Origin of the sequence: Actinomadura sp. NTSP31 (assembly GCF_041951385.1) — a bacterium.
GTDB classification, from domain to species: domain Bacteria; phylum Actinomycetota; class Actinomycetes; order Streptosporangiales; family Streptosporangiaceae; genus Spirillospora; species Spirillospora napierensis.
Map to the genome: position 1 here is coordinate 121,561 of NZ_JBGNUT010000027.1, position 22,647 is coordinate 144,207.

The window sequence follows — 22,647 nt, forward strand, 5'->3', positions numbered from 1 at the left end:
CCTACGGGATCTGGATGACTTGGGCAGCGTAGGACAGACCGGCACCGAACCCCACCAGGAGGGCGGGGGCGCCGGACGGTACGTCGCCGCGTTCGATCATGCGGGAGAGGGCCAGCGGGATGGAGGCCCCCGAGGTGTTGCCGGAGTGCACGATGTCGTCGGCCACCACCGCGTTGGTGGCCTTCATCCTGCGCGCGATCGCCTCGATGATCCGGAGGTTGGCCTGGTGCGGGACGACGGCGGCCAGGTCGCCGGGGGCGATCCCGGCGCGCTCGCACGCCTCCACCGCGACCGGCGCGATGGCGGTGGTGGCCCAGCGGAACACCGCCTGGCCCTCCTGCCGGATGAACGAGTGCCGGTCGTCGATGATGATCTTGTCGTACTTGTCGCCGGCGCTGCCCCACACGACCGGGCCGATGCCGGGGGACTCGCTGCCGGCGACGACCGCCGCGCCCGCCCCGTCGGCGAAGATGATGCTGGTGGAGCGGTCGGTCCAGTCGATCCACTGGGACATCTTCTCGGACCCGATCACCAGCACGTTGCGGGCGCTGCCGGCGCGGACGGCGGCGCTGGCGGTGCCGAGCGCGTAGCAGAACCCGGCGCAGGCGGCGTTCAGGTCGAAGGCGCCGGGCGCGTCGATGCCGAGCCGGTGCGCGACCTGCGGCGCGTGGCCGGGCATCGGCGACTCCGCCGAGCAGGTCGCGAGGATCACCAGGTCGATGTCGGAGGGGTCGAGGCCGCTGTTGGCGAGGGCCTTGCCGCCCGCGTGCACGCCGAGCTCGACGATGCCCTCGTCGTCGCCGGCGATCCGCCGCTCCTGGATGCCGACGCGGCTGCGGATCCACTCGTCGTTGGTGTCGACGGTCTCGGAGAGCTCGTCGTTGGTGACGATCCGGGCCGGCCGGTAGTCGCCGAACGCCAGGATGCGGGCGCCGGGGGCCGCCTCGGGGATGCGCAGCCCGGTCATGCCGCGTCCGCCTTGATCAGCTCGCGGGCCCTGTCGAGGTCCGCGGGGGTCTTGAGGGCCACCAGCTCCACGCCCTTCAGCTCGCGCCGGGCCAGCCCGGCCAGGGTCCCGGCCGGCGGCAGCTCGATGATCCCGGTGACGCCGATCCCGCGCATCGTCGCCATGCACGCGTCCCACCGGACCGGGGCGCTGACCTGCTCGACGAGCCGCGCCACGAAGTCGCGGCCGGACGCGACGACGGCGCCGTCGCGGTTCTGCAGCAGCTTCGTGCGGGGGTCGGCGACGGGGGCGCCGGGGGCGAGGCGGCGGAGGGTGTCGACGGCGGGGGCCATGTGGTCGGTGTGGAAGGCGCCGGCGACCGACAGCGGCCGCAGCCGCGCCTTGGCGGGCGGCTCGTCGGCGAACCGCGCGAGCTGCTCCATGGTCCCGGCGGCGACGACCTGGCCGGCGCCGTTGACGTTCGCGGGGGTGAGCCCGTGCTTGTCGATCGCGGCGAGCACCTCGTCGGCGTCGCCGCCGAGTACGGCCGTCATGCCGGTCTCGGTGACGGCGGCGGCCTCGGCCATCGCGCGGCCCCGCTCCCGGACGAGCACCAGCGCGGCCTCGGGGGTCAGCACCCCGGCGATCGCGCCCGCGGCCAGCTCGCCGACGCTGTGCCCCGCGACGGCGCCGGGAACGGCGTCCTCGTAGAGCACCTCGTACGCGGCGAGCGCGGCGGCGACCAGCAGCGGCTGCGCCACCGCGGTGTCGCGGATCTCCTCGGCGTCGGCGGTCGTCCCGTACCGGACCAGGTCCAGCCCGGTGACGGCCGACCACCAGGCCAGGCGGTCGGCGACTCCGGGTATCTCTAGCCATGGCTGCAAGAAGCCGGGGGTCTGGGCGCCCTGGCCGGGCGATGCGAGGAGGATCACGATGACCAGCCTCCCGCGAATGCGGTCCGGCTCTCGATGCCGATCGCAACGAACTTTCTCCGTACCCCTTTGTACGACCCCTACAAGCCGCTATGCGCGGGGCGGGCGGGCGGCGAAGCGGCCCAGGACCAGGGCGATGCGGAGCGTGAACGCGTTGCGCCCGTCCGTGGGCGCGAGGCCGGTCAGCTCGGTGACGCGGCGCAGCCGGTAGCGGACGGTGTTGGGGTGCACGAACAGCAGCCGGGCCGTCGCCTCCAGGGACGACCCCTGCTCCAGGTAGGTGGCGAGGGTGTCCAGCAGCGGGGCGCCGGCGGCGAGCATCGGGTTGTAGACGCTCTCCACCAGGTACCGGCGCGCCTCGCCGTCGCCGTCGAGGGCCCGCTCGGGCAGCAGCTCGGTGGCCAGGACGGGGCGCGGGGCGTCGGGCCAGCCGGCCGCGGCGCGCAGCCCGGCGACCGCGGCCTGCGCGGACTTGGTGGAGTCGTACAGGTCGCTGACCTGCGGACCGACGACGACGGGGCCGGGGCCGCACTTGGCGGCGACCGGGCGGGCCGCCTCCATCGGGTCGGCGTCCCCGCCGACGATCACGATGACGCGGTGCCCGTGCACGCCGGCGAGCACGTCGGCGCGGGCGCGCCGGGCGGCCAGCTGCATCTGGTCGATGGTGACCTCGGGCTCGTCGTCCTCGGGGGTGTACCCGGCGATCACCGTGACGGGCTTGGACGTCCAGCCGAGCGCCGCGGCCCAGGAGTGCATGCCGTCGTCGACCTCGCCGCGGAGCACCGCGTTCACGACGAGGGCCTCCAGCCGGGCGTCCCAGGCGGCGCGGGTCTCGGCGGCGCGCGCGTAGACCTGGGCGGCGCCGAACGCCACGTCCCGGGTGTAGCGCAGGATGGCCTCGCGGAGCTGGGCCTCGCCGCCGGGCGCGGCCAGCTCGTCCAGCCGGGTCTCCACCACGTCGATGATCACCCGGATCATGTCGATGGTGTGGTGCAGCTTGATGGAGCGCAGCAGCTCGCGGGGCGCGGTGCCGAACACCTCGCCGGCGATGGCGGGCCGGGTCCGCTCGTTGTTCTTGAACCACTCGACGAACGCGGCGATGCCCGCCTGCGCGACCAGCCCGATCCAGGAGCGCTGGTCCGGCGGCATCCGCCGGAACCAGGGGAGCTGCTCCTCCATGCTGGTCAGCGCCGCGGTGCCGAACGTGCCCATCGCCTTCTCCAGGCGCTGGGTGGTCTGCTCGCGGATCTCGGCCTCGCTTGCGGTGTCCACCTCCCCAGGGTGCCATCGAACGGGAGATGATCCGTCCTCGAGTGAGCGATCGGGCCCATGGGACACCTGGGGCAGGGACCCTTCGGGCTCCCCGGTCAGCCGCGGACGACGGAGGCGGCGTCGCCGAGCGCGATCCCGGTGAGGTCGCGCAGCGCGAGCGAGTCCGGCCGCAGGTAGTCGCTGTGGCCGCCGGAGCCGGCGGCGAACACCCGGGCGCCGAAGCCGCGGGAGACCGGGTCGGGCCCGAGTCCGAGGCCGAGGATGCGCACGTGCGGGACGTCCTCCATCCAGTCGGTCGCGCCGCGGCCCGCCCAGACGCGGGCGGTGCGGCTCAAATCGGAGGCCTTCCACGCGGTCGTGCCGGGGCTGCCGTACAGGGCGATGTCGGTGACCTGCCGCCATGCGGCGGCCTTGGCGCCGGTGCCGTGGTCGTCGAGCGCGGCGCGCCCGCACACGACCGAGCCGTAGCTGTGGCAGAGCAGCGCGACGCCGGCGCGGGGGTTCACCCGGCGCATGGCGGCCAGGAAGTCCAGCAGCTTGTGGGCGCCCTCGTCGGCGCGCCGGCCGGTCAGGACGTCGCCGCTGAAGGTCTTGGGCGCGGCGTATCCGAGCCACGCCACGACGGCCAGCCCGGGGTCGCGGTCGAGTGCGCCGGCCTCGGCGTGGACGGCCCGCGCCCCGCCGCCCGGCGTCGACCAGGGCTTGCCGCCCCGCCTGTCGAACGCCGTCAGCGTCGTGTCGGCGCCCGGCACCAGCACCGCGACGCGGCGCGCGTGCGCGAGGTCGCCGACGACCTCGACGGCCCGTCCGCCGCCGCGCGGGTCGAAGAACAGGAACCGGCGCCCCGGGTCGAGGAACGCGCTGAGCGCGCGGGCCCGGCTCTGGTCGCCGACGTTCCTGGCCGTCCGCAGCGCCCGCTCGATCGAGCGGTGCTCGGCGGCGTAGCGGACGTCCAGCGTCGACGCCGCCAGCGAGGGGACGGCGGCGGGCGGCGCGTAGGGGTCGGCGTGCCCGGTCCCCGCGGTGGTGAGCATGATGGCCGCGATGGAGACGGCGCAGGCCAGCGCCCGTCGGAGCCGTCGGGCGCCCCCCGAGGTCGTCCTGCGTGGCGGCGGCATCTTCGCTCTTTCTACCATCCGGGGGCCCCGGCGGATTCCGGCCGGGCTCCCGTGATCGGGAGGTCAGTGGTGAGATGCGCGGGTTCGCGGCCGGGTTCGGGCGGACGGCCGTCCGGGCGTGGCGCCCGCCGGGGCGCGGCCCGGTCAGGCGCGGGTGACCTGCGCGTCGCGGCCGAGCGCGATCAGCGCGAGATTGCTGAGCGCGACCGTGCCGGGCTTCAGGTACGCGCTGTGCGGGCCCGTCCCGGCGTCGAAGCGCCGCGCGCCGAACCCGGGCGAGGCCGGGTCCGGACCGAAGCCGATCCCGGCGAAGCGGACGTTCGGCACGTACCCCATCCAGTCGCCGCCGGCGCGGCCCGCCCAGACGCGGGCGGACGTGCCGAGGTCGGACGCCCTGCGCGCGGTGACGCCGGGGCTGCCGAACAGTGCGATCTCGTCGACCGGCGCCGCCGCCGCACGCCGGGCGGCCTTCCCGCAGACCACCGACCCGTAGCTGTGGCAGAGCAGGGCGATCCGGGCGCGCCCGTTGATCTGATGGACGCCGGTGAGGAACCGGTCGAGCGCGCGGGCGCCGGCGGCGGCACGGCCGTCGGTGAGCACGTCCGGGCTCAGCGTCCGCGGCGCCCGGTAGCCGAGCCAGGCGATCACGGCGATCCGCTCGCCCGGGGCGTCCGCGCGGGCCCGCCGGTACAGGGCGCGGCTGCCGCCGCCGACGAACTTCGGCGAGTCGAAGGTGGTGAGCGCGGTGTCGGCGCCCGGCACCACGACCGCGATCCGGTCGGCGGCGGCCAGGTCGCCGAGGACCTCGACGGCCAGGCCGCGGCCGCGCGCGTCGAAGGCCAGGAACCGGCGGCCGGGCGCGAGGAACGCCGACAGGGTCCGGGCCCGGTCGCGGTCGCGGACCCGCAGCGCCGTCGCCCGCGCCCGGACGATCTCCCCGTCCACGGCCTGGTACCGGGCGGCCAGGGCCGCGGCCGACAGGGCGGGGAGCGGGGCGGGCACCGCGTACACCTCCGCGCGCCCGGCCGCCGCGGTCGTCGAGGCCACCACCGCCAGCACCGCGACCGCCGCGACCGCCCTGGTGCGCCGGCCGGAAGCCGGGTGACCGCTGCTCATCGGGGCCCTTCCTGGTCAGTGGGTGAAGCACTGAACAGGACGCTAGGAACCGGACGCCCGACCGCGGATCAACCGGTGGTGCGGTCTGCGGCGTCGGTCTCCGGTACTACGCGCGCCACCTCCGAGGCGGCCCGCGCGTCAGTCGCCGGGCCGGACCAGGCCGACCTCGTAGGCGTACACGATCGCCTGCGGCCGGTCGCGCAGCCCGAGCTTCATCAGGACCCGCCCGAAGTGCGTCTTCACGGTCTGCTCCGCGACGACCAGCTCCGCCGCGATCTCCCCGTTCGACAGGCCCCGCGCCACGAGGCCGAGCACCTCGGTCTCCCGCTCGGTCAGGTCCTCCAGCCGCTTGCGGGACGGCGCCCGCGGCCCGCCCAGCCGGGAGAACTCCGCGATCAGCCGCCGGGTGATCGACGGGGCCAGCAGCGCGTCGCCCGCCGCCACGATCCGCACCGCGTCGGCCAGCTCCGCCGCCGAGGCGTCCTTCAGCAGGAACCCGCTGGCCCCGGCGCGCAGCGCCTCGTAGACGTAGTCGTCCAGGTCGAACGTGGTCAGCATGAGGACCTTCGGCGCGGCGCCGCCGTCCCCGCCGTCCCCGCCGAGGAGCCGGCGGGTGGCCTCCAGGCCGTCCATCACCGGCATCCGCACGTCCATCAGGACGACGTCGGGCCGCAGCTCGGCGACGCGGCGCAGCCCCTCCTCGCCGTTCACCGCCTCCCCGACGACCTCGATGTCGGGCTGGGCGTTCAGCAGCACGCCGAAGCCGGTGCGGACCATGCCCTGGTCGTCGACGATCACCACGCGCACGGTCACGACGCGGCCCGCGCCTTCACCGGAAGGATGGCGTTCACGGCGAAACCTCCGTCCGAGGTGGGCCGGGCGGACACGTCGCCGCCCAGCATGGACGCCCGCTCGCGCATCCCCATCAGCCCGTGGCCGGCGCCTTCGGGCGCGGGGGTGGGGACGCGGCCGTCGCCCGGCGGGCCGTTGACGACGCCGAGCCGCAGTCTGCCGTCCTCCCGGACCGCCGCGACCGCCACTTTCGATCCGGGCGCGTGCCGCATCGCGTTGCTCAGCGCCTCCTGGAGGATCCGGTACGCGGTGAGCCCGACGCCGGGCGGCAGCCCGTCCAGGTCGCCGGCGAGCCGCGTCGAGACGGCCAGGCCGGCGCCGCGCGCGTGCGCGACCAGCTCGTCCAGCCGCTCCAGGCTCGGCTGCGGCGCGGTCTCGGCGCCGTCCTCCGAGCGCAGCACGCCGAGGATCCGCCGCATCTCGGTCAGCGCGTCCAGCGCCGTCGCGCGGATCTCCGACAGGTCCCTGCGGGTCTCGTCGGGGACGGTCTCGACCTTGTACGGCGCCGCCTCGGCCTGGATCGCGATCATCGACATGTGGTGGGCCACCACGTCGTGCAGCTCCCGCGCGATCCGCTGCCGCTCGGTCAGCACCGCCTCGGCCGCCTGGTGGCGCTTCTCCTGCTCGATCAGTTCGCGCCGCTGCTCGGCCAGCTGCGTCCGCGCGGTGTTGCGCAGCCGGACGGTGTACCCGACGACCAGGGCGAGCAGCAGCACGACCGTCGCGCCGCCCGCGGTCTGGGTGTCCTTGGCCCACACTCCTGCCAGCGACAGCAGGCCGACCCCGATGGTGATGTCCCGTGAGCAGCGCACCGCGACCGTGTAGAGGCACACGATCGCGGCGAATGTCCCCGCCGGGAGGTAGGGGACGGTCAGCCACCGGTCCGCGGGGATGATCGCCATCGCCACGAAGCTCAGCCGCCAGGCCCCGAGCGGATGCCGGTCGCGCAGCGCCAGCGGCAGCGTGACCGCGATCGACACCACCAGCCGCACGAACGCCTCGATGTGCACGCCCGGCCGCGCCGGCTGCGGCGTGGCCAGCAGCGAGTTCGTCCCGGCGGCGAGCGCGATCGTCAGGCCGATGCCGGCCACGTTGACGACGAGGCCGTACGGCAGCCGCCCGATCCCGAGGAACCGCGTCCAGCGCAGCGGCGCCGGCCACGGGCGGTCCGGCGGCACGGGGTCGGCCTGACCGGTCACGGCCGCGGCGAGGACGCCCTTCAGCAGGCTGTTCGGCGCCGAAGTCGCGTCGTCGGTGTTCTGCCCGGCCATGTGCCCAGGCTAGAGACACCGCGCCCGGGTCCGTATGACACCGCGGTGCGACACCGCCGTCATACCTGGGTAGCGTGCTGGGCGTGGAGGCCGTTGAAGCGCTGCGGCGCATCGCGTTCCTGCTGGAGCGCGCGCATGAGCCGACCTATCGCGTCCGGGCGTTCCGCAAGGCCGCCGATCTGGTCGAGGCGGCGTCCCCGGACGAGCTGCGAGAGCGGGCGCGCGCGGGCACGCTGACCGAGCTGCCCGGCATCGGCAAGGTCACCGCCCTGGTGATCGAGGAGGCGCTGCGCGGGGAGACCCCCGTCTACCTGCGCCGGCTGGAGGCCACCGAGGGCGAGCCGCTGGACGAGGCGACCGCCGCGCTGCGCTCGGCCCTGCGCGGCGACCTGCACACCCACAGCGACTGGTCGGACGGCGGTTCGCCGATCCAGGAGATGGCCGAGACCGCTCGCTCGCTCGGCCACGAGTACCTGGCGCTCACCGACCACTCGCCGCGCCTGACGGTCGCGAACGGCCTGTCCGCCGACCGGCTGCGCCGCCAGCTGGACGTCGTCGCCGAGCTGAACGAGCGGCTCGCGCCGTTCCGGATCCTCACCGGCATCGAGGTAGACATCCTCGACGACGGCGCCCTCGACCAGGACCCGGACCTCCTCGACCGGCTGGACGTCGTCGTCGCGAGCGTCCACTCCAAGCTCCGCATGGACCGCGTCGCGATGACGAAGCGCATGGTCGCCGCCGTCGCGAACCCCCGCGTGAACGTGCTCGGCCACTGCACCGGACGGATCGTCAAAGCGGGCGGGAAGCGGGGCGGGCTGCGGCCCGAGTCGGAGTTCGACGCCGCGCTCGTCTTCGACGCGTGCGCGGCCTACGACGTCGCCGTGGAGATCAACTCGCGGCCGGAGCGCCTCGACCCGCCCAAGCGGCTGCTGCGCCTCGCGGTCGAGGCCGGCTGCCGCTTCTCGATCGACTCCGACGCGCACGCCCCGGGCCAGCTCGACTGGCAGCACTTCGGGTGCGAGCGCGCCGCCCGCTGCGGGGTCCCGGCCGACCGGGTGGTCAACACCCTCCCGGCCGAGGCCCTCCTCACCTGGACCCGCCCGGAACCGCTGTAACCGCGCTCCACCGGCCCGCACTTCCGCGTCTAAATGACCTCAGGACGCGGCTTCCAGAGAGCACGTGTCGACGAGGTCGCCGGTCGCCGGGCGGGGGAGCGTCGCGCTGCTGGGCGGCGACTGATGGTGCGTCGTCCACGACTCCAGGGCCGTGAACGCGCTGCGCATGCAGGGCAGCAGCGGACGGAGCCGGTCAGGGTAGGTGTCGTAGAGGCCGTCGACGTGGTTGGCGGCCTCTACGCGGTAGTAGCGGTAGAGCGCGGAGCCGCGCGCGCGGACCATTCGGGCGTAGACGTCGCCGTCGGTGCCGATCGGCAGGAGCGAGTCGTAGGTGCCCTGCAGGGTGATGAGCGGCTTGCGGATGCGGCCGGTCAGGGCGACGCGGGCGACCGCCTCGTGGACGGAGCGCGGGCGCGCCGCGTAGTCGTAGTCCGCCTCGTCACCGGTGTAGGACGGGTCGAACTCCTTGCGGTAGATGGTCTGGGTGAGGTTCCAGTAGACCTGGTCGTGGAAGGGCCAGAGGAACTCCGAGCCGGGGGCGAGGCCGGCGTCGAGGAGCGCCTTGTGGGCGGACGGGTCGCCGGTCGCCGCGTACGACGGGTAGGCGCGCAGGATCGACGGCAGGTAGGTGAACAGGTTCGGCCCGTCCGCGCGCCACAGCGTCCCTTCGGCGTCGATGCCGCCGTCGTACAACTCGGGGTGGTTCTCCAGTTGCCAGCGGACGAGGTAGCCGCCGTTGGAGATGCCCGCGGCATAGGTGCGGCCGGGTGAGCGGCCGTAGTGGCGGGCCACCGTCTTCTTGGCGGCGCGGGTGAGCTGGGTGAGCCGGTCGTTCCATTCGGCCATCGCGTCGCCGGGGCGCTTCCCGTCCTGGTAGAACCCGGTGCCGCTGTTGCCCTTGTCGGTGGCGGCGTAGGCGTAGCCCTTGGCGAGCGCCCAGTCGGAGATGGTGAAGTCGTTGGCGTACTGGCGGCGGTTGCCGGGCGAGCCGGCGACGACGAGGCCGCCCGTCCAGTGCTCGGGGAGCCGGATGACGAACTGGGCGTCGTGGTTCCAGCCGTTGTTCGTGTTGAACGCCGAGGTGTCCGGGAAGTAGCCGTCGATCTGGACGCCCGGGACGTGCGCCGGGTTCTTCGTGGCGGTGGAGTGCAGGCCCGCCCAGTCGGCGGGGACGGTGTGGCCGGACGCGACCGTCCCGGCGGTGGTGAGGTCGCTGAGGCAGGCCGCCACCTGCTTCTGCGCGCCCGGGACCGTCGCGCGCGGGGCGCAGTCCCGGGCCTGCGCCCGGGCCGGGGCCGGGACCGCGGCACCGAGCGCGGTGCCGGTCAGGAGGGCGGCGGTCAGGAGGCTGCGGACTTTCGGCATTCCGGCTCCTTCGGCGGTCCCCGGGGCGGGGACGGGTGCCGTCATGGTGGTGAGCCGGCGTGGGCGCGGCCACGTGCGCGGCCCACATATCCGGAGGCGGCGGGATGTGCCGACGGCCGTGACCTGCACGTGATGTGGGTCACACCCGTATCGGGCCCCCGGAATGTGGGCGCGACTCACATGGTCCGCCCCCCGGACGGGATTTAGCGTTCCCGGTCACGGCGACCCGGTGTGGTCCGGGTCACTGATCACGTCGAAGGACGTGCGGAACGGGAGGAGGGCGCATGGCCGGTCCCGTCGCAGCGGCCCCGGTGCTGGCGGCCCGCGGCCTGGTGAGGGAGTTCCGCGGCTTCCGGGCCGTGGACGGCGTCGACCTGGACGTCGCGGAGGGCTCGGTGCACGCGCTGGTCGGGCCGAACGGCGCGGGCAAGACCACGCTGTTCAACCTGCTCACCGGCTTCCTGAAGCCGACGGCGGGCAGCGTGCGGCTCGGCCCGCACGAGCTGGCCGGCCGCCGCCCCGAGCACGTCGCGCGGCTCGGCCTGGCCCGGTCGTTCCAGATCACCAGCCTGTTCGCCGAGCTCACCCCGCTCCAGCACGTCGAACTGGCGCTGGCCGGCCGGACCGGGCTCGGCTGGCGGTTCTGGCGCTCGGACAAGGCGCTCGGCCGCTTCTCCGGCCGCGCCGCCGAACTGCTCGAACAGGTCGGCCTGGACGGCCACGGCGCGACGCCCGCCGGCGCGCTCGCCTACGGCCGCAAGCGCGCGCTGGAACTGGCGCTGGCCCTCGCGCTGGACCCGAAGGTGCTGCTGCTGGACGAGCCGACCGCCGGGATGGGCGTGGAGGACGTCGACCGCACCGTCCAGCTCGTGCGGCGGGTCCGGGAGGCCGCCGGCGGATCGCTGACCGTCGTGATGGTGGAGCACAACATGAGCGTCGTCTCCAGCCTCGCCGACCGCGTCACCGTCCTCCAGCAGGGCCGGGTGCTCGTCGAGGGCCCCTACGCCGAGATCCGCCGCGACCCCCGCGTCGTCACCGCCTACCTCGGAGACTCCAATGCTGCGCATTGACGGACTGTCGGCCTGGTACGGCGAGGCGCAGGCGCTGCGGGACGTGTCCCTGCGGGTCGACAAGGGCGAGATCGTCACCCTGGTCGGGCGCAACGGCGCGGGCAAGACCACGCTCCTGCGCTGCCTGATGGGCCTGCACAAGGACGCCAAGGGGACGATCGGGTTCCTGGACGAGGACATCACCGCGCTCGGCCCGCACAAGAGGGCCCGCCGCGGCCTCGGCTACGTCCCGGACGACCGCGGCGTCTTCGCCACGCTCTCGGTCGAGGAGAATCTCACGCTTCCCACTGCCATGGGCCCGGAGCCGTGGTCGCTGGAGCGGGTGTACGAGACGTTCCCGCGGCTGCGGGAGCGGCGCCGGTTCCCCGGGACGAAGCTGTCGGGCGGCGAGCAGCAGATGCTCGCGCTCGCCCGGGTGCTGCGCACCGGCGCCCGGCTGCTGCTGTGCGACGAGCCCACCGAGGGCCTGTCGCCGCTGATCGTCCAGCAGATCGGCGACATCCTGCGCGAGGTCAAGGCGGCCGGCGTCACGGTCCTGCTGATCGAGCAGAACGTGCACTTCGCCGCGACCGTCGCCGACCGCCACCACCTGCTCGCGGAGGGCCGCGTCGTGGAGTCGCTGGACAACGACGAGGTCCTCGCCCGCGAGGGCGAGCTCCTCGAATACCTCGGAATCTAGATCCACCTCGGAACAGCAGGGAGACCCCCATGACACTTGTGCGACGTTCGGCGGCGCTCGCCGCGGCCGGAGCGCTGCTGGCCGGCTGCGCGGGCGGACCCGGCGGGGGCGGGGGAAAGATCAGCGACGGCAAGGTCGTGCTGGCCGTCCTCACCGACCAGTCCGGCGTCTACGCGGACCTGTCCGGCAAGAACGCCGTCGAGGCGGTGAAGATGGCCGTCGCCGACTACAAGGCCAAGTACGGCGGCAAGGCGGTAGCGAAGAAGATCGAGGTGGTGTCCGCCGACCACCAGAACAAGCCCGACGTGGCGAACTCCAAGGCGCAGGAGCTGTACGACCGGCAGAAGGCCGACCTCATCGTGGACGTGCCGACCTCGTCGGCGGCCCTCGCCGTCGCGACCGTTGCCAAGAACAAGAAGAAGCTGTTCATCGACGTCGGCGCCGCGTCCACCGCGCTGGAAGGCCAGCAGTGCAACAAGTACACCTTCCACTACGGCTACAACAGCTACATGCTGGCCCACGGGACCGGTAGCGAGGTCACCAAGGACGGCTCGAAGAACTGGTACATCGTCTACCCGGACTACGCGTTCGGCCAGGACATGCAGAAGACGTTCACCGCGGCCGTGAAGGACACCGGCGGCACCGTCGTCAGGTCCGACCCGACGCCGTTCCCGAACGACAACTTCTCGACGTTCCTGCTGAAGGCGCCGGGGCTCAAGCCCAAGCCGCAGGTGCTCGGCGCCATGCAGGCGGGCGGCGACCTCGTCAACCTGGTGAAGCAGTACAACGAGTACAAGCTGCGGGACAAGGGCGTCGGCCTGGCCACGGGCCTGATGTTCATCACCGACATCCACTCGCTCGGCCCGGACGCCCTGGCCGGGACGCGCTTCACCGACTTCTGGTACTGGAACGCCAACCAGGGCAACCGCGCCTGGGCCGACAAGTTCCAGGCCAAGACCGGCAAGCGCCCGACGGCGGTGCACGCCGCCGACTACTCCGCGGCCCTGCAGTACCTGGACGCGGTGCAGCGCGGCGGCACCGACAAGTCCGACGGCGTGGTGAAGCAGCTCGAAGGCCACCAGGTCAACGACGTGTTCACCGCCACCGGCACCATCCGCGCCCAGGACCACCTGCTCCTCCACGACGCCTACATCGCCCAGGTGAAGCCGTCCAGCGAGGTCAAGGAGCCCTGGGACTACGAGAAGATCCTCAAGACGATCCCGGCGGCGCAGGCGTTCCAGCAGCCCGACCCCGCCTGCAAGCTGTAAGGCGGGCCCGGCGTGCTGCAACAGGCGTTCAACGGGCTGGTGGGCGGGGCGTTCTACGCCCTGCTCGCCCTCGGCCTGTCGGTCATCTTCGGGATGCTCGGCGTGGTCAACTTCGCGCACGGCGCGTTCTACATGCTCGGCGCGTTCGGCTCCTACGTCCTGCTCGACTCGTGGGGCGTGAACTTCTGGGTCGCGCTGCCGCTCGTCCCGATCGTGCTGGGCGCGGCCGGGACGGTGCTGGAGCGGCTGTTCATCCGCCGCCTGGCGCCGCTCGACCCGCTCTACAACTTCCTGTTCACCTTCGGTCTCGCGCTGATCCTCCAGGACCTGGTCAAGCGCGAGTACGGCGTGCAGTCGCAGCCGTATCCGCGCCCGTCCGCGCTGGACGGATCCATCGACCTCGGCCTGTTCGAGTACCCCGCCTACCAGGTGTTCGTGCTGGCGGTGTCGGTGGTGGTGTGCGGGGCGGTCTGGGTCGTGCTGACCCGCACCCGCGTCGGCATGATCGTCCGGGCGGCGACCGAGCGGCCCGAGCTGACCCGCGCGCTCGGCATCGACGTCGCCCGCTGGGTGACGCCGGTGTTCGGGTTCGGCGTCGCGCTCGCCGGGTTCGCCGGCGTGCTGGCCGCGCCGATGCGGGCGGTCAACCCGCTGATGGGCTCGGACCTGATCATCACGGTGTTCGCCGTGGTGGTGATCGGCGGGCTCGGCTCGGTGTTCGGGTCGGTCGCCGCCGGGTTCGCGGTCGGGATCGTCTCGGCGCTCGGCAACTACTACGTGCCGTCGCTGTCGCAGACGCTGGTGTTCATCCTGATGGCGGCCGTGCTGCTGTGGCGCCCGGCCGGCCTGTTCGGCCGCGAGGAGGCCCTGTGATTACTGAAGGGGCACAGTGATGGTGTTGTCGAGGCTCGCCGGACGGCCCGTCCTGCTGGCCGCCGGTCTCGTCGCGGCGCTCGTGCTGCCGTGGTTCGTCTATCCGCCGGTCGCGCTGGACATCGCCTGCTGGGCGCTGTTCGCCGCGGCCGTGGACCTGCTGCTCGGCTTCACCGGGCTGCTGTCGTTCGGCCATGCCGCGTTCTGGGGGTCCGCCGCCTACGCGACGGGCCTGATCGCGGTGCACTCCGGGCTGCCGTTCCCGGTGGCGATCCTGGGCGGCGCGGCGTTCTCCGCCGTGCTCGCCGTCCCCATCGGCTACCTGTCCATCCGGCTGCGCGGCATCTACTTCGCGATGGTCACCCTCGCGTTCGCGCAGATGGTGTACTTCGTCGCCAACCAGTGGCGGGACGTCACGGGCGGCGAGAACGGGCTGCAAGGCATTCCGAGGGACTTCTTCGGTGCTGACCTGTCCGACCCGTTCTTCTTCTACTACGCGGGACTGCCGTTCATCCTCGCCGGCCTGTTCGTCGCGTGGCGGATCGTCCGGTCGCCGTTCGGACGCGTACTGGTGTCCATTCGCGACAACCCGGCGCGTGCGCGCGCGCTGGGGTACAGCATCGACCGCTACAAGCTGCTGGCGTTCGTGCTGTCGGCGGCGCTGTCCGGGCTGGGCGGCGGCCTGTTCGCCATCGGCCACGGCTTCGCGTCCCTGGACGGCGTCTACTGGACGACGTCCGGGCAGGCCGTGATGATGGTCGTCCTCGGCGGCATCGGCACCCTGTGGGGAGGCGCGATCGGCGCCGCGCTGATCGTGGAGCTGAACGACTACCTCGCCACGGCCGGCTTCCAGGAGACCGGGATCATCACCGGCGCGATCTTCATCGTGGTGGTCCTGGTGTTCCGCCGCGGCGTCTGGGGCACCGCCCGGACCCTCCTTGCCAAGCGCACGGCGAACCGCCGCCCCGACCCGGCCCCCGCCAAGATCACCACCCCCGTCTGACCGCGTCGACCTGCGGAGGGCCAGCTGGAGTTCCAGGGCGCGTTCGGGGGACTGCCAGTCGTCGCCCAGGAGGCGGGCGATGCGGTCCAGGCGCTGGCTGACGGTGTTGACGTGGATGTGCAGGCGCTCGGCCGTCCGGGACAGGCTGCCGCCCGTGCCGAAGTAGGCGTCCAGCGTTTGCACGAGCGCCGTGCCGCGCCGCTCGTCGTAGTCCAGGACGGGCCCGATCGTGCCGGCGAGGAACCCCGGGACGTCCCGCGCGTCGCCGATGAGCAGGCCGACGAAGCCCAGCTCGGACGCGCCGGCGCCGTCCCCGCGGCGGCCGAGGGCGAGCAGCGCGTCCGCGCAGCGCCGCGCCTCGGTGTGCGCGGCCGCGATACCGGACGGCCCCCGCACCGGCCCCGCCGCGCCGACGGTCGCCGGGCGGCCGAGCGAGGCGCCCAGCTCCTTGGCGACCCGGCGCGCCGCGTCGCCCGCCCGCTCGCCGGGCAGCAGCAGGACGATCTCGTCGCCGCGCGAGGCGGCCAGGCCGTGCTCGACCGCCGCGAACGACGACGCCCAGAAGGCGGCGCGCTGCCGGTGGTCGTGCGACTCGTACCGCGCCGACAGCACCACGTGCGGCGCGCTCAGGTCGACGTCCACCCGCCTGGCCCGGACGATCAGCGTGTCGGCGTCGGTGCGCCGGCCCGACAGCAGGTCGTCGAGCAGCTCGCCCCGGACGCGGCCCTCCGCCTCGGTCACGCTGCGCTGGAACAGCAGCAGCAGCGCCGTCACGAGCGCGGCCCGCTCCAGGATGCGCTGGTCTTCGCCGGACACCTCGTCGGCGGTGCGCAGCACCAGCGTGCCGAGCATCTCGTCGCCGGTCGTCACCGAGGCGATCCACAGGTCCCCGCGCCGGACGGTGCGTCCCTGCGCGCGCGCAGAGTGCGCCGACGCCATCACACCGGACAGCTCCTCGTCGCTCAACGACGCCGACACGGCGCCCGTCGTGGCGAGGTGCCGGCCGTCGGCGTCCAGGACGTGGAGGGTCCCGCCCAGCAGTTCGGTGACGACCGCCCCGACGTCCTCGACGCCGCCGCCCCGCACGACCACCGCCGTCATCCGGTCGTGCGCGCGCGCCGCCTGCTCGACGGCCGCGCTGCGCGCCTTGACGACCTCGTTGGCGGCGCTCAGCTCCTCCAGCGCCGTCTGCGTCTCCTCCAGGAGGCGGGCGTTGTCGATCGCGACCGCCGCGTGCGCCGCCAGCGAGCCGAGCAGCGCGACCTCCTCCTGGTCGAACGGGCGCTCGCTGCGGTTCGCGGCCGTCAGCACGCCGATCACGCGGCTGCCCAGCCGCATCGGCACGCCGAGGATCGCGACGATGCCCTCCTCGGCCACCGCCTCGTCGATGAACCCGCGATGCCGGAACTGCTCGTCACCGAGGTAGTGCGCGCTCGTGTACGGCATCGCCGTCTGCGCGACCAGGCCCACCAGGCCCGTGCCCATCGGCAGCCGCAGCCGCCGGAACGCCGCCGACACCGACCCGTCGGTGACCCGCATGTAGGTCTCGCCGCGCTCGTCGTCGTTGAGCGTCAGGTACGCGATGTCGGCGTTCAGCAGCCGCCGGGCGCGCCGCGTGATCGCCTCCAGCACCGCGTCCAGGTCGCGGAGCCCGGCGAGGTCGCCCGCGGTGTCGAACAGCGCCGCCAGCTCCGCCTCCCGGCGCGCGTGCCGCCGCATGACGGCGCGGACCCGCAGCGCGGCGAGCTTCGCCGCCTCCAGTTCCGCCAGCACGGCCGCCGGCGCGCCCTGGGCCCGCGCCTGCACCAGCGGCCCCTCGAACTCGACGGGGGACGCCTCGCGGGCGAGCAGTTCGAGGAAGACGCCGCAGGACATACGGGCCATTGTCAGTGCGCCGTCCAGCCGCCGTCGAGGGCGAGGGACGCGCCGGTCACCATCGAGGCGGCCGGAGAGCACAGGTAGCCGACCAGCGCGGCCACCTCCTCGGGCTCGATCAGCCGCTTCACCGCCGAATGGTCCAGCATGACGCGCTCGACGACCTCGTCCGGGGCCATGCCGTGCGCGCGCGCCTGGTCGGCTATCTGGCCCTCCACCAGCGGCGTCCGCACATAGGACGGGTTGACGCAGTTGGACGTCACGCCGTGCGCGGCGCCCTCCAGAGCGATCACCTTGGAGAGCCCCTCAAGCCCGTGCTTGGCCGTCACGTAAGCCGACTTGAACGGCGAGGCCCGCAGCCCGTGGACGGAGGAGATGTTGACGATCCGTCCCCAGCCCCGCTCGTACATGCCGGGAAGCGCCTCCCGGACGAGCCGGAACGGCGCCTCCACCATCAGCCGCAGGATCCGCGCGAACACCTCCGGCGGGAACTCGTGGACCGGCGCCACATGCTGGACGCCGGCGTTGTTGACCAGGATGTCGGTGCCCGCGGCGATGCCGTCCAGCCGGTCCACGTCGGAGAGGTCGGCGAGCAGGGGGATCCCGCCGATCTCCTCCGCCGCCCGGCGCGCCGCCTCGCCGTCCACGTCGGCGACCACCACCCGGGCGCCGGCCCCGGCCAGCAGCCCGGCGCAGGCGCGCCCGATGCCGCTCGCGCCGCCGGTGACCAGGGCTCGCTTCCCCGACAGGTCCAGCGCTTCGCCGGCCCGGGCCGCGGGCCCCTGCGCCGGCCGCGCGGCGGGCCCCGGCGCGTCCTGCGCGGCAGGCCGCGGTGTCACGCTCGTCATGCGCAGAACCTACGAAGCGCGGCGACGGGCTCCCATGTGGCGCCGACACACAATCCCATGACGAACAGTATGGACGAGCCTTACAGCCGTCCTTTTCGTGCCGCGCGGTCCCCGGTCCTTGCGCGATGATCTTGCGCATTGGCTACCGTTGGCCCCGCCCGGTCGCCTCACCGCCCAGAAGGTTCCGATGACCGAGATCACGCATCGCCACGTCGAGTCCCAGAGCGGCCTGCGCATGCACGTCGCCGAGGCGGGCGAGGGGCCGCTCGTCCTGCTGCTGCACGGCTTCCCCGAATGCTGGTACTCCTGGCGCCACCAGCTCACCGCCCTCGCCGACGCCGGATACCACGCCGTGGCGCCCGACCAGCGCGGCTACGCCCGCACGGGCGGTCCCTTGGAGACCGGCGAGTACTCGATCCTGCACCTGGTCGGGGACGTCGTCGGCCTGATCGAGGCGCTCGGGGGCGGCCGCGCCGTCGTGGTCGGGCACGACTGGGGAGCCCCCGTCGCCTGGCACACCGCGCTGATGCGCCCCGACAAGGTCCGCGGCGTCGTCGGGATGTCGGTCCCGCACCGTCCGCGCAGCTCCAGGCCGCCGGTCGAGGCGATGCGGCGGATGTTCGGCGACGGCTTCTACATGGTCCGCTTCCAGGAGCCGGGCGCCCCCGAGGCCGAGTTCGACGGCGACCGCGCCGCCGTCTTCCGCCGCCTGATGCACGGCGCGTCCGGCGACGGCGGCGGCGCAGCCTGGATCGCGCCGGAGGGCGGCGGGCTCCTCGACACCGTCCCGGAGCCGGAGAAGCTGCCCGCCTGGCTGAGCGAGGACGACATCGCCACCTATGTCGCCGAATACGCCGACAGCGGGTTCACCGGGCCGATCAACTGGTACCGCAACCTGGACCGCAACTGGGAGCTCACCACCGCCTGGCACCGCGCCCAGGTCAGCCCGCCGGCCCTCTTCCTCGCCGGCGACCGCGACGTCGTCGCCACCGGCGCACCGCACGCGATCGAGACCATGACCGACTTCGTGCCGAACCTCCGCGAGACCGTCTGGCTGTCCGGATGCGGCCACTGGGTGCAGCAGGAACGGCCCGCCGAGGTGAACGACGCCCTGATCGGCTTCCTGCGCGCCCTCTGAATGTCGGAGGCGCCGCGTACGGTCGCGGCGTGAACCGCACCGACCGTTTGTACGCCCTGGTGGAGGAGCTGCGGGCGTGCGCGCCGCGCCGGGTCAGCGCCCGGGAGCTGGCCGCCCGCTACGAGGTGAGCGTCCGCACCGTCGAACGCGACATCGGCGCGCTCCAGCAGGCCGGCGTGCCGATCTTCGCGGACGTCGGCCGGGGCGGCGGCTACACCCTGGACAAGAGCCGCACCCTGCCGCCGCTGAACTTCACCCCCGCCGAGGCCGTCGCCGTCGCGATCACCCTGTCCCGGGCCGGCGGCTCGCCGTACTCCCGGTCCGCCCGCACCGCCCTGCACAAGATCGTCGCGGCGATGTCGGCGGACGACAGCGCCTCGGCCCGCGAGCTCGCCGCCCGCGTCCGCTTCCTCACCCCGCCGGACGCCGGCGAGCCGTGCTCAGTGCCCGCCGTGCTGGAGGAGGCCGTCCTGACCCGCCGCGTCGTCCGCCTCACCTACACCGACCGGACGGGCGCCGAGACCGAACGTGACGTCGAGCCCGTCTCGTTCACCGCGTCGAGCAAGGGCTGGTACCTGACCGCCTGGTGCCGCAAGCGGGGCGGCCGCCGCATCTTCCGCACCGACCGCGTCCGCCGCGCCGCCCTGCTGGAGGAGACCGCCCCCGAGCGCGCCGTCGACGCCATGCACGAGGACGTCCCGGCCGACTACGTCGTCCGCCCCCTCGAATTCGTCTGAACGGGCGTAGCGTCGCGAGCATGAGCGCGTCAGCGGAGCGAGTGCTCCACCTGCCGGAGAAGGACAAGAACGGCCTCGTCCAGACGCTGTGCCGCCAATACGTCTCCGCGGACGAGATCCGTGACGACCCGCGCCACGCCACGTGCAAGCGATGCGTGCAGATCCACGGGGATGCGGAAGAACGCTGGCACCTCGCAGAGGAAGACCACTACGGCGAACGCTTCTGATCAGTCCTGCGCCCCCAGGGCGTGTTTCGAAGTAGGTGGAGCCATTGGTGATGACGGTGGTCTCCAGGACCGCCTGGTAACGGACGGGGATCTTGTCGTATCTGGTGGCCACGGCCTGAAGACCCACAAGGGTGCCGTCCTGGCCGCCGACCTCGACCAAGGCACCGTCCTGCGCGTCCCGTTCTCGCCAACGGACGCGCCGGAGCGGTCCTGACCCGGCGCCGGGGGCCGGGGCGGCCCGCCTCGGCCGTCCCTCGTAGGACCACTTGAGCAGCGGCGACGCCATGGTCCACGTCGCCATCGAACCTGGACGTCGCGCAGCGTCGGCCGGAACATCCTGCCGTCGAGTCCGCCCGTCAGCAGCCTGGCTCAGGCCGGCTCGCCTACGTCGCGGGCGATCCACGCCGGTGTGTCGAAGCGCACCGGCTGCGTGCCCACCAGCGTCGTGAGGTGGTCTTCGATGCGCTCCAGCTCGGCGGCGCCGACTCGCCGCGCCCACTGATCGCGGAGCTCCTCGAAGATCGCCTCGCCTTGGCGCAGCACGTCGAAGCCGAGTTCGGTCACCCGAAGGCGCTTGCGGCGGGCGTCGTGCGGGTCTGGTTCCCGGGCGACGTACCCGCGCTCCTGCAGGACGGTGATGGTCTTCGCGGCCGACTGCTTGGTGATCGACAGGCGGCGGGCCAGCTCCGACGCGCTGTCGGCGCCGGCGGCGATGGCCCGTATGGCGAAGTCATGAACGGGGCGCACGTCCTCGTAGCCGCGATCGGCCAGCTCGGCGGTCGCGGCGTCCACGAGCGTGCGGAAGCCCCCGAGCAGCAGCAGCGCGAGATCAGCGCCAGAGCGAGACATGCGAGAAGGATATGGCCCTCGACAAAGGACAGCCAGGCTGTCTATATTGGACAGCCAGGCTGTCGAAATAAGGAGAAACCATGACCAGCGCACCGGCGGTCCCCACCGCCCCCGAGATCACCCACCACCGCGCACACGTCAACGGAACGAGCCTGCATTACGCCGCCGCCGGGACCACCGGGTCCCCGGTGCTGCTGGTCCACGGGTTCCCCGAGACCTGGAGGGCCTTCCGCAAGCTCATTCCCCTGCTCGCCGCCGGCCACCGGGTCTTCGCCGTCGACCTGCGCGGCTTCGGTGACTCCGACACGGCGCCGCGTGACCACGACAGCAAGGCCTCGGCCGAGGACCTGCACCAGCTGATCACGCACCTCGGCCTCGGCCCGGTCCACCTGACCGGGCAGGACGTCAGCGGGGCGACGGTCTTCCGGTTGGCCGTCACCCGCCCGGAGGACGTGCTCAGCCTCACCGCCATCGAGACGGGCCTGCCCGGCTTCGGCTGGGAGGCGCTGGCCGACGTCGGCCGCAGCGGCGCCTGGCACATCGGGGTGCTCGCCGCGCCCGGCATTCCCGAGATGCTCCTGGCCGGCCGCGAGCGCGAGTTCCTCGGGCAGTACGCGTTCCCGTCCATGACCGCCGTCGCGGGCGCGGTCACCGATGCCGACATCGACGACTTCGCCCGCACCTACGCACGCCCGGACGGCTGGCGCGGCGCGACCGGCCTCTACCGGTCGTTGCTTCGGGAAGGGCCCGAGCTCAAGGCCCTCGCCGAGTCCCCCGGGCTGACCGCGCCCGTGCTCGCGGTCGGAGCCGGCGGCGGCCCGTTCACTGCCCGGACCATGTCCGAGGCCGCGTCAGCGGAAGTCAGTTCCGTCCAGCTCAACGGTGTCGGCCACTACGCCGCGATGGAGGCCCCCGAAGAACTGGCGAAGGCCATCCTCGGCTTCATCGACGGCATCGACGCCGCCTAGGGCGTGTTTCGAGGTGGGGTGTGTGTCGGTGTGTTGTGAGCCGGATGCAGTGAGGTCTCCAGTAGATGGTTCATCGACCAGGAAGAACCTGAAACCGGAGACCTCGTGGCCGCCCTGGCGGTGACGAGGCGGTTCGACCTGACCGACGCGCAATGGGTGATCCTGGGGCCGCTGCTGCCCGTCGTCCGGCGGCTGGGTTGACCGTCGAAATGGACTAGAGGGCAGCTCATCGATGGGATCCGTTGGCGGGTGCGCGCGGACGCGGTCGCCCTGATCGGCTGGGAAGTGAACGTCGACTCCATGGTCATGCGCGCCCACCAGCACGCCGCCGGAGCCCGGCGGCACGGTGACCTGTAACGCGAGCCGCCCGGCGGGACGGTCACCGAGCCGGCCGATCACTGGCTGGGGCGCTCCCGCGGCGGGCTGTCGACCAAGGTGCATCCGGCGTATGAGCAGGGGGCAGATGCCGTTGTCACTGGTAGTGACGGCCGGGCGGCGCGGGGACGCCCCGCAGTTCCAGGTCGTGATGGCCGGCCTCCGCGTCGCCCGAACCGGGCCAGGCCGCCCCCGGACCCGGCCGGATCGGGTCCGGGCCGACCAGGCGTACTCGTCCCGGGCGATCCGCGGCCGCCACGCGATGGAGTGCGGAATCAACCGCCTCAAGCGCCACCGGGCCCTGGCCACCAGACACGACAAGCTCTCCGCCCGTTACCAGGCGATCCTGGAGACCACCGCCATCAACCAATGGCTCCACCTACTTCGAAACACGCCCTAGGTCGGCGAGGAGCGCGGCGAAGTGCCGCCGGGAGATGGTGAGATGCTCAGCGGCCGGGTTCTTGTTGTCGCTGCTGCCGATGTTCTTCCTCCAGGTCGGCGACCTCGACACAATTGTTCTCGACGTCGCCGCTGTTAATGCTCTGCGCCCGGCAGGATGGGCTGATCCCGCGTAGTCGGTGTTCGGTGCTCGCGGTGGGATGAACGGCGACAGGGGTGTTCGGGTGGTGGGGTGGCGCTGCGTACGGGGCCGCCCCTCCAAAGTCAAGGGCGCCTTCGGCGTCGCTTCGCGATGGACTTCGTCCACCCTTGACTTTGGAGCCTCTGCGGCCCCTGAGGCAGCGCTTAAGG

At 73.2% G+C, this 22,647-nt stretch carries 21 protein-coding genes and 1 pseudogene; 11 read left to right on the top strand and 11 right to left on the bottom strand.

Features of this window, described 5'->3' with window-relative positions:
* Position 1 precedes the first annotated feature (1 nt).
* The 7 genes from ACA514_RS35575 to ACA514_RS35605 all read right to left on the bottom strand — a co-directional run bounded on the left by ACA514_RS35575 (position 2) and on the right by ACA514_RS35605 (position 7,507).
* Entirely contained in the window at positions 2–967 is a 966-nt protein-coding gene (locus ACA514_RS35575; protein ID WP_375045664.1) for a beta-ketoacyl-ACP synthase III, read from the bottom strand.
* Positions 964–1,878, bottom strand: a complete 915-nt coding sequence (locus ACA514_RS35580; protein ID WP_375045665.1) for an ACP S-malonyltransferase — start codon at positions 1,876–1,878, stop codon at positions 964–966. The genes ACA514_RS35575 and ACA514_RS35580 overlap by 4 nt, the downstream gene beginning before the upstream one ends.
* A gap of 90 nt (positions 1,879–1,968) precedes the next feature.
* A complete protein-coding gene (locus tag ACA514_RS35585; protein ID WP_375045666.1) occupies positions 1,969–3,150 on the bottom strand; it encodes a PucR family transcriptional regulator in 1,182 nt (393 codons plus the stop codon).
* Between the two features lie 95 nt (positions 3,151–3,245).
* Positions 3,246–4,184, bottom strand: coding sequence for an alpha/beta hydrolase (locus ACA514_RS35590; RefSeq protein WP_375045667.1), 939 nt, complete (start codon positions 4,182–4,184; stop codon positions 3,246–3,248).
* A 228-nt stretch (positions 4,185–4,412) separates the two neighbouring features.
* Complete coding sequence (locus ACA514_RS35595; RefSeq protein ID WP_375045668.1) at positions 4,413–5,384, bottom strand: alpha/beta hydrolase; 972 nt, start codon at positions 5,382–5,384, stop codon at positions 4,413–4,415.
* A gap of 138 nt (positions 5,385–5,522) precedes the next feature.
* Entirely contained in the window at positions 5,523–6,197 is a 675-nt protein-coding gene (locus ACA514_RS35600) for a response regulator (protein ID WP_375045669.1), read from the bottom strand.
* Positions 6,194–7,507, bottom strand: coding sequence for a sensor histidine kinase (locus tag ACA514_RS35605; RefSeq protein ID WP_375045670.1), 1,314 nt, complete (start codon positions 7,505–7,507; stop codon positions 6,194–6,196). Before ACA514_RS35605 ends, ACA514_RS35600 begins: the two co-directional genes overlap by 4 nt.
* An 83-nt stretch (positions 7,508–7,590) precedes the next feature.
* Here ACA514_RS35605 and ACA514_RS35610 point away from each other — a divergent pair, with 83 nt between their 5' ends.
* On the top strand, positions 7,591–8,622 hold the full coding sequence (locus ACA514_RS35610) for a PHP domain-containing protein (protein WP_375045671.1): 1,032 nt from the start codon (positions 7,591–7,593) through the stop codon (positions 8,620–8,622).
* Positions 8,623–8,661: 39 nt separating this feature from the next.
* Here the strand turns inward: ACA514_RS35610 and ACA514_RS35615 are convergent, their stop codons facing one another.
* The gene (locus tag ACA514_RS35615) at positions 8,662–9,987 is read right to left on the bottom strand and encodes a tannase/feruloyl esterase family alpha/beta hydrolase (RefSeq protein WP_375045672.1); all 1,326 of its coding nucleotides are present in this window, start codon (positions 9,985–9,987) and stop codon (positions 8,662–8,664) included.
* A gap of 284 nt (positions 9,988–10,271) precedes the next feature.
* Here ACA514_RS35615 and ACA514_RS35620 point away from each other — a divergent pair, with 284 nt between their 5' ends.
* Genes ACA514_RS35620 through ACA514_RS35640 form a run of 5 tightly spaced genes read left to right on the top strand, consistent with a single transcriptional unit; the run spans position 10,272 to position 14,880 of the window.
* Positions 10,272–11,057 carry an ABC transporter ATP-binding protein gene (locus ACA514_RS35620; protein WP_375045673.1) on the top strand — a complete coding sequence of 262 codons (786 nt, stop codon included), beginning with the start codon at positions 10,272–10,274 and terminating at the stop codon, positions 11,055–11,057.
* Positions 11,044–11,736 (top strand): ABC transporter ATP-binding protein, encoded by a 693-nt coding sequence (locus tag ACA514_RS35625; protein WP_375045674.1) that lies wholly within the window; start codon positions 11,044–11,046, stop codon positions 11,734–11,736. Before ACA514_RS35620 ends, ACA514_RS35625 begins: the two co-directional genes overlap by 14 nt.
* 29 nt (positions 11,737–11,765) lie before the next feature.
* Entirely contained in the window at positions 11,766–13,004 is a 1,239-nt protein-coding gene (locus tag ACA514_RS35630) for an ABC transporter substrate-binding protein (RefSeq protein ID WP_375045675.1), read from the top strand.
* 12 nt (positions 13,005–13,016) lie between these two features.
* A complete protein-coding gene (locus ACA514_RS35635) occupies positions 13,017–13,877 on the top strand; it encodes a branched-chain amino acid ABC transporter permease (protein ID WP_375045676.1) in 861 nt (286 codons plus the stop codon).
* Positions 13,878–13,896: 19 nt separating this feature from the next.
* Positions 13,897–14,880 carry a branched-chain amino acid ABC transporter permease gene (locus tag ACA514_RS35640; protein ID WP_375045688.1) on the top strand — a complete coding sequence of 328 codons (984 nt, stop codon included), beginning with the start codon at positions 13,897–13,899 and terminating at the stop codon, positions 14,878–14,880.
* Between the two features lie 24 nt (positions 14,881–14,904).
* On the opposite strand, the pseudogene ACA514_RS35645 reads toward ACA514_RS35640, so the two are convergent.
* A pseudogene (locus tag ACA514_RS35645) lies at positions 14,905–16,764 on the bottom strand (helix-turn-helix domain-containing protein); the annotation flags it as partial.
* Positions 16,765–16,766: 2 nt separating this feature from the next.
* Positions 16,767–17,603, bottom strand: a complete 837-nt coding sequence (locus tag ACA514_RS35650) for a 3-hydroxybutyrate dehydrogenase (RefSeq protein WP_375045677.1) — start codon at positions 17,601–17,603, stop codon at positions 16,767–16,769.
* Between the two features lie 187 nt (positions 17,604–17,790).
* Here ACA514_RS35650 and ACA514_RS35655 point away from each other — a divergent pair, with 187 nt between their 5' ends.
* Genes ACA514_RS35655 through ACA514_RS35665 form a run of 3 tightly spaced genes read left to right on the top strand, consistent with a single transcriptional unit; the run spans position 17,791 to position 19,705 of the window.
* Complete coding sequence (locus ACA514_RS35655) at positions 17,791–18,741, top strand: alpha/beta fold hydrolase (RefSeq protein ID WP_375045678.1); 951 nt, start codon at positions 17,791–17,793, stop codon at positions 18,739–18,741.
* Between the two features lie 29 nt (positions 18,742–18,770).
* Positions 18,771–19,478 (top strand): helix-turn-helix transcriptional regulator, encoded by a 708-nt coding sequence (locus ACA514_RS35660; RefSeq protein WP_375045679.1) that lies wholly within the window; start codon positions 18,771–18,773, stop codon positions 19,476–19,478.
* A gap of 20 nt (positions 19,479–19,498) precedes the next feature.
* A complete protein-coding gene (locus ACA514_RS35665) occupies positions 19,499–19,705 on the top strand; it encodes a hypothetical protein (RefSeq protein ID WP_375045680.1) in 207 nt (68 codons plus the stop codon).
* 369 nt (positions 19,706–20,074) lie between these two features.
* Here the strand turns inward: ACA514_RS35665 and ACA514_RS35670 are convergent, their stop codons facing one another.
* A complete protein-coding gene (locus tag ACA514_RS35670) occupies positions 20,075–20,554 on the bottom strand; it encodes a MarR family winged helix-turn-helix transcriptional regulator (RefSeq protein ID WP_375045681.1) in 480 nt (159 codons plus the stop codon).
* Positions 20,555–20,634: 80 nt separating this feature from the next.
* On the opposite strand from ACA514_RS35670, the gene ACA514_RS35675 reads away from it, so the two are divergent.
* Positions 20,635–21,522, top strand: coding sequence for an alpha/beta fold hydrolase (locus ACA514_RS35675; protein ID WP_375045682.1), 888 nt, complete (start codon positions 20,635–20,637; stop codon positions 21,520–21,522).
* A 448-nt stretch (positions 21,523–21,970) separates the two neighbouring features.
* Positions 21,971–22,297, top strand: a complete 327-nt coding sequence (locus ACA514_RS35680; RefSeq protein WP_375045683.1) for a transposase — start codon at positions 21,971–21,973, stop codon at positions 22,295–22,297.
* Positions 22,298–22,647 lie beyond the last annotated feature (350 nt).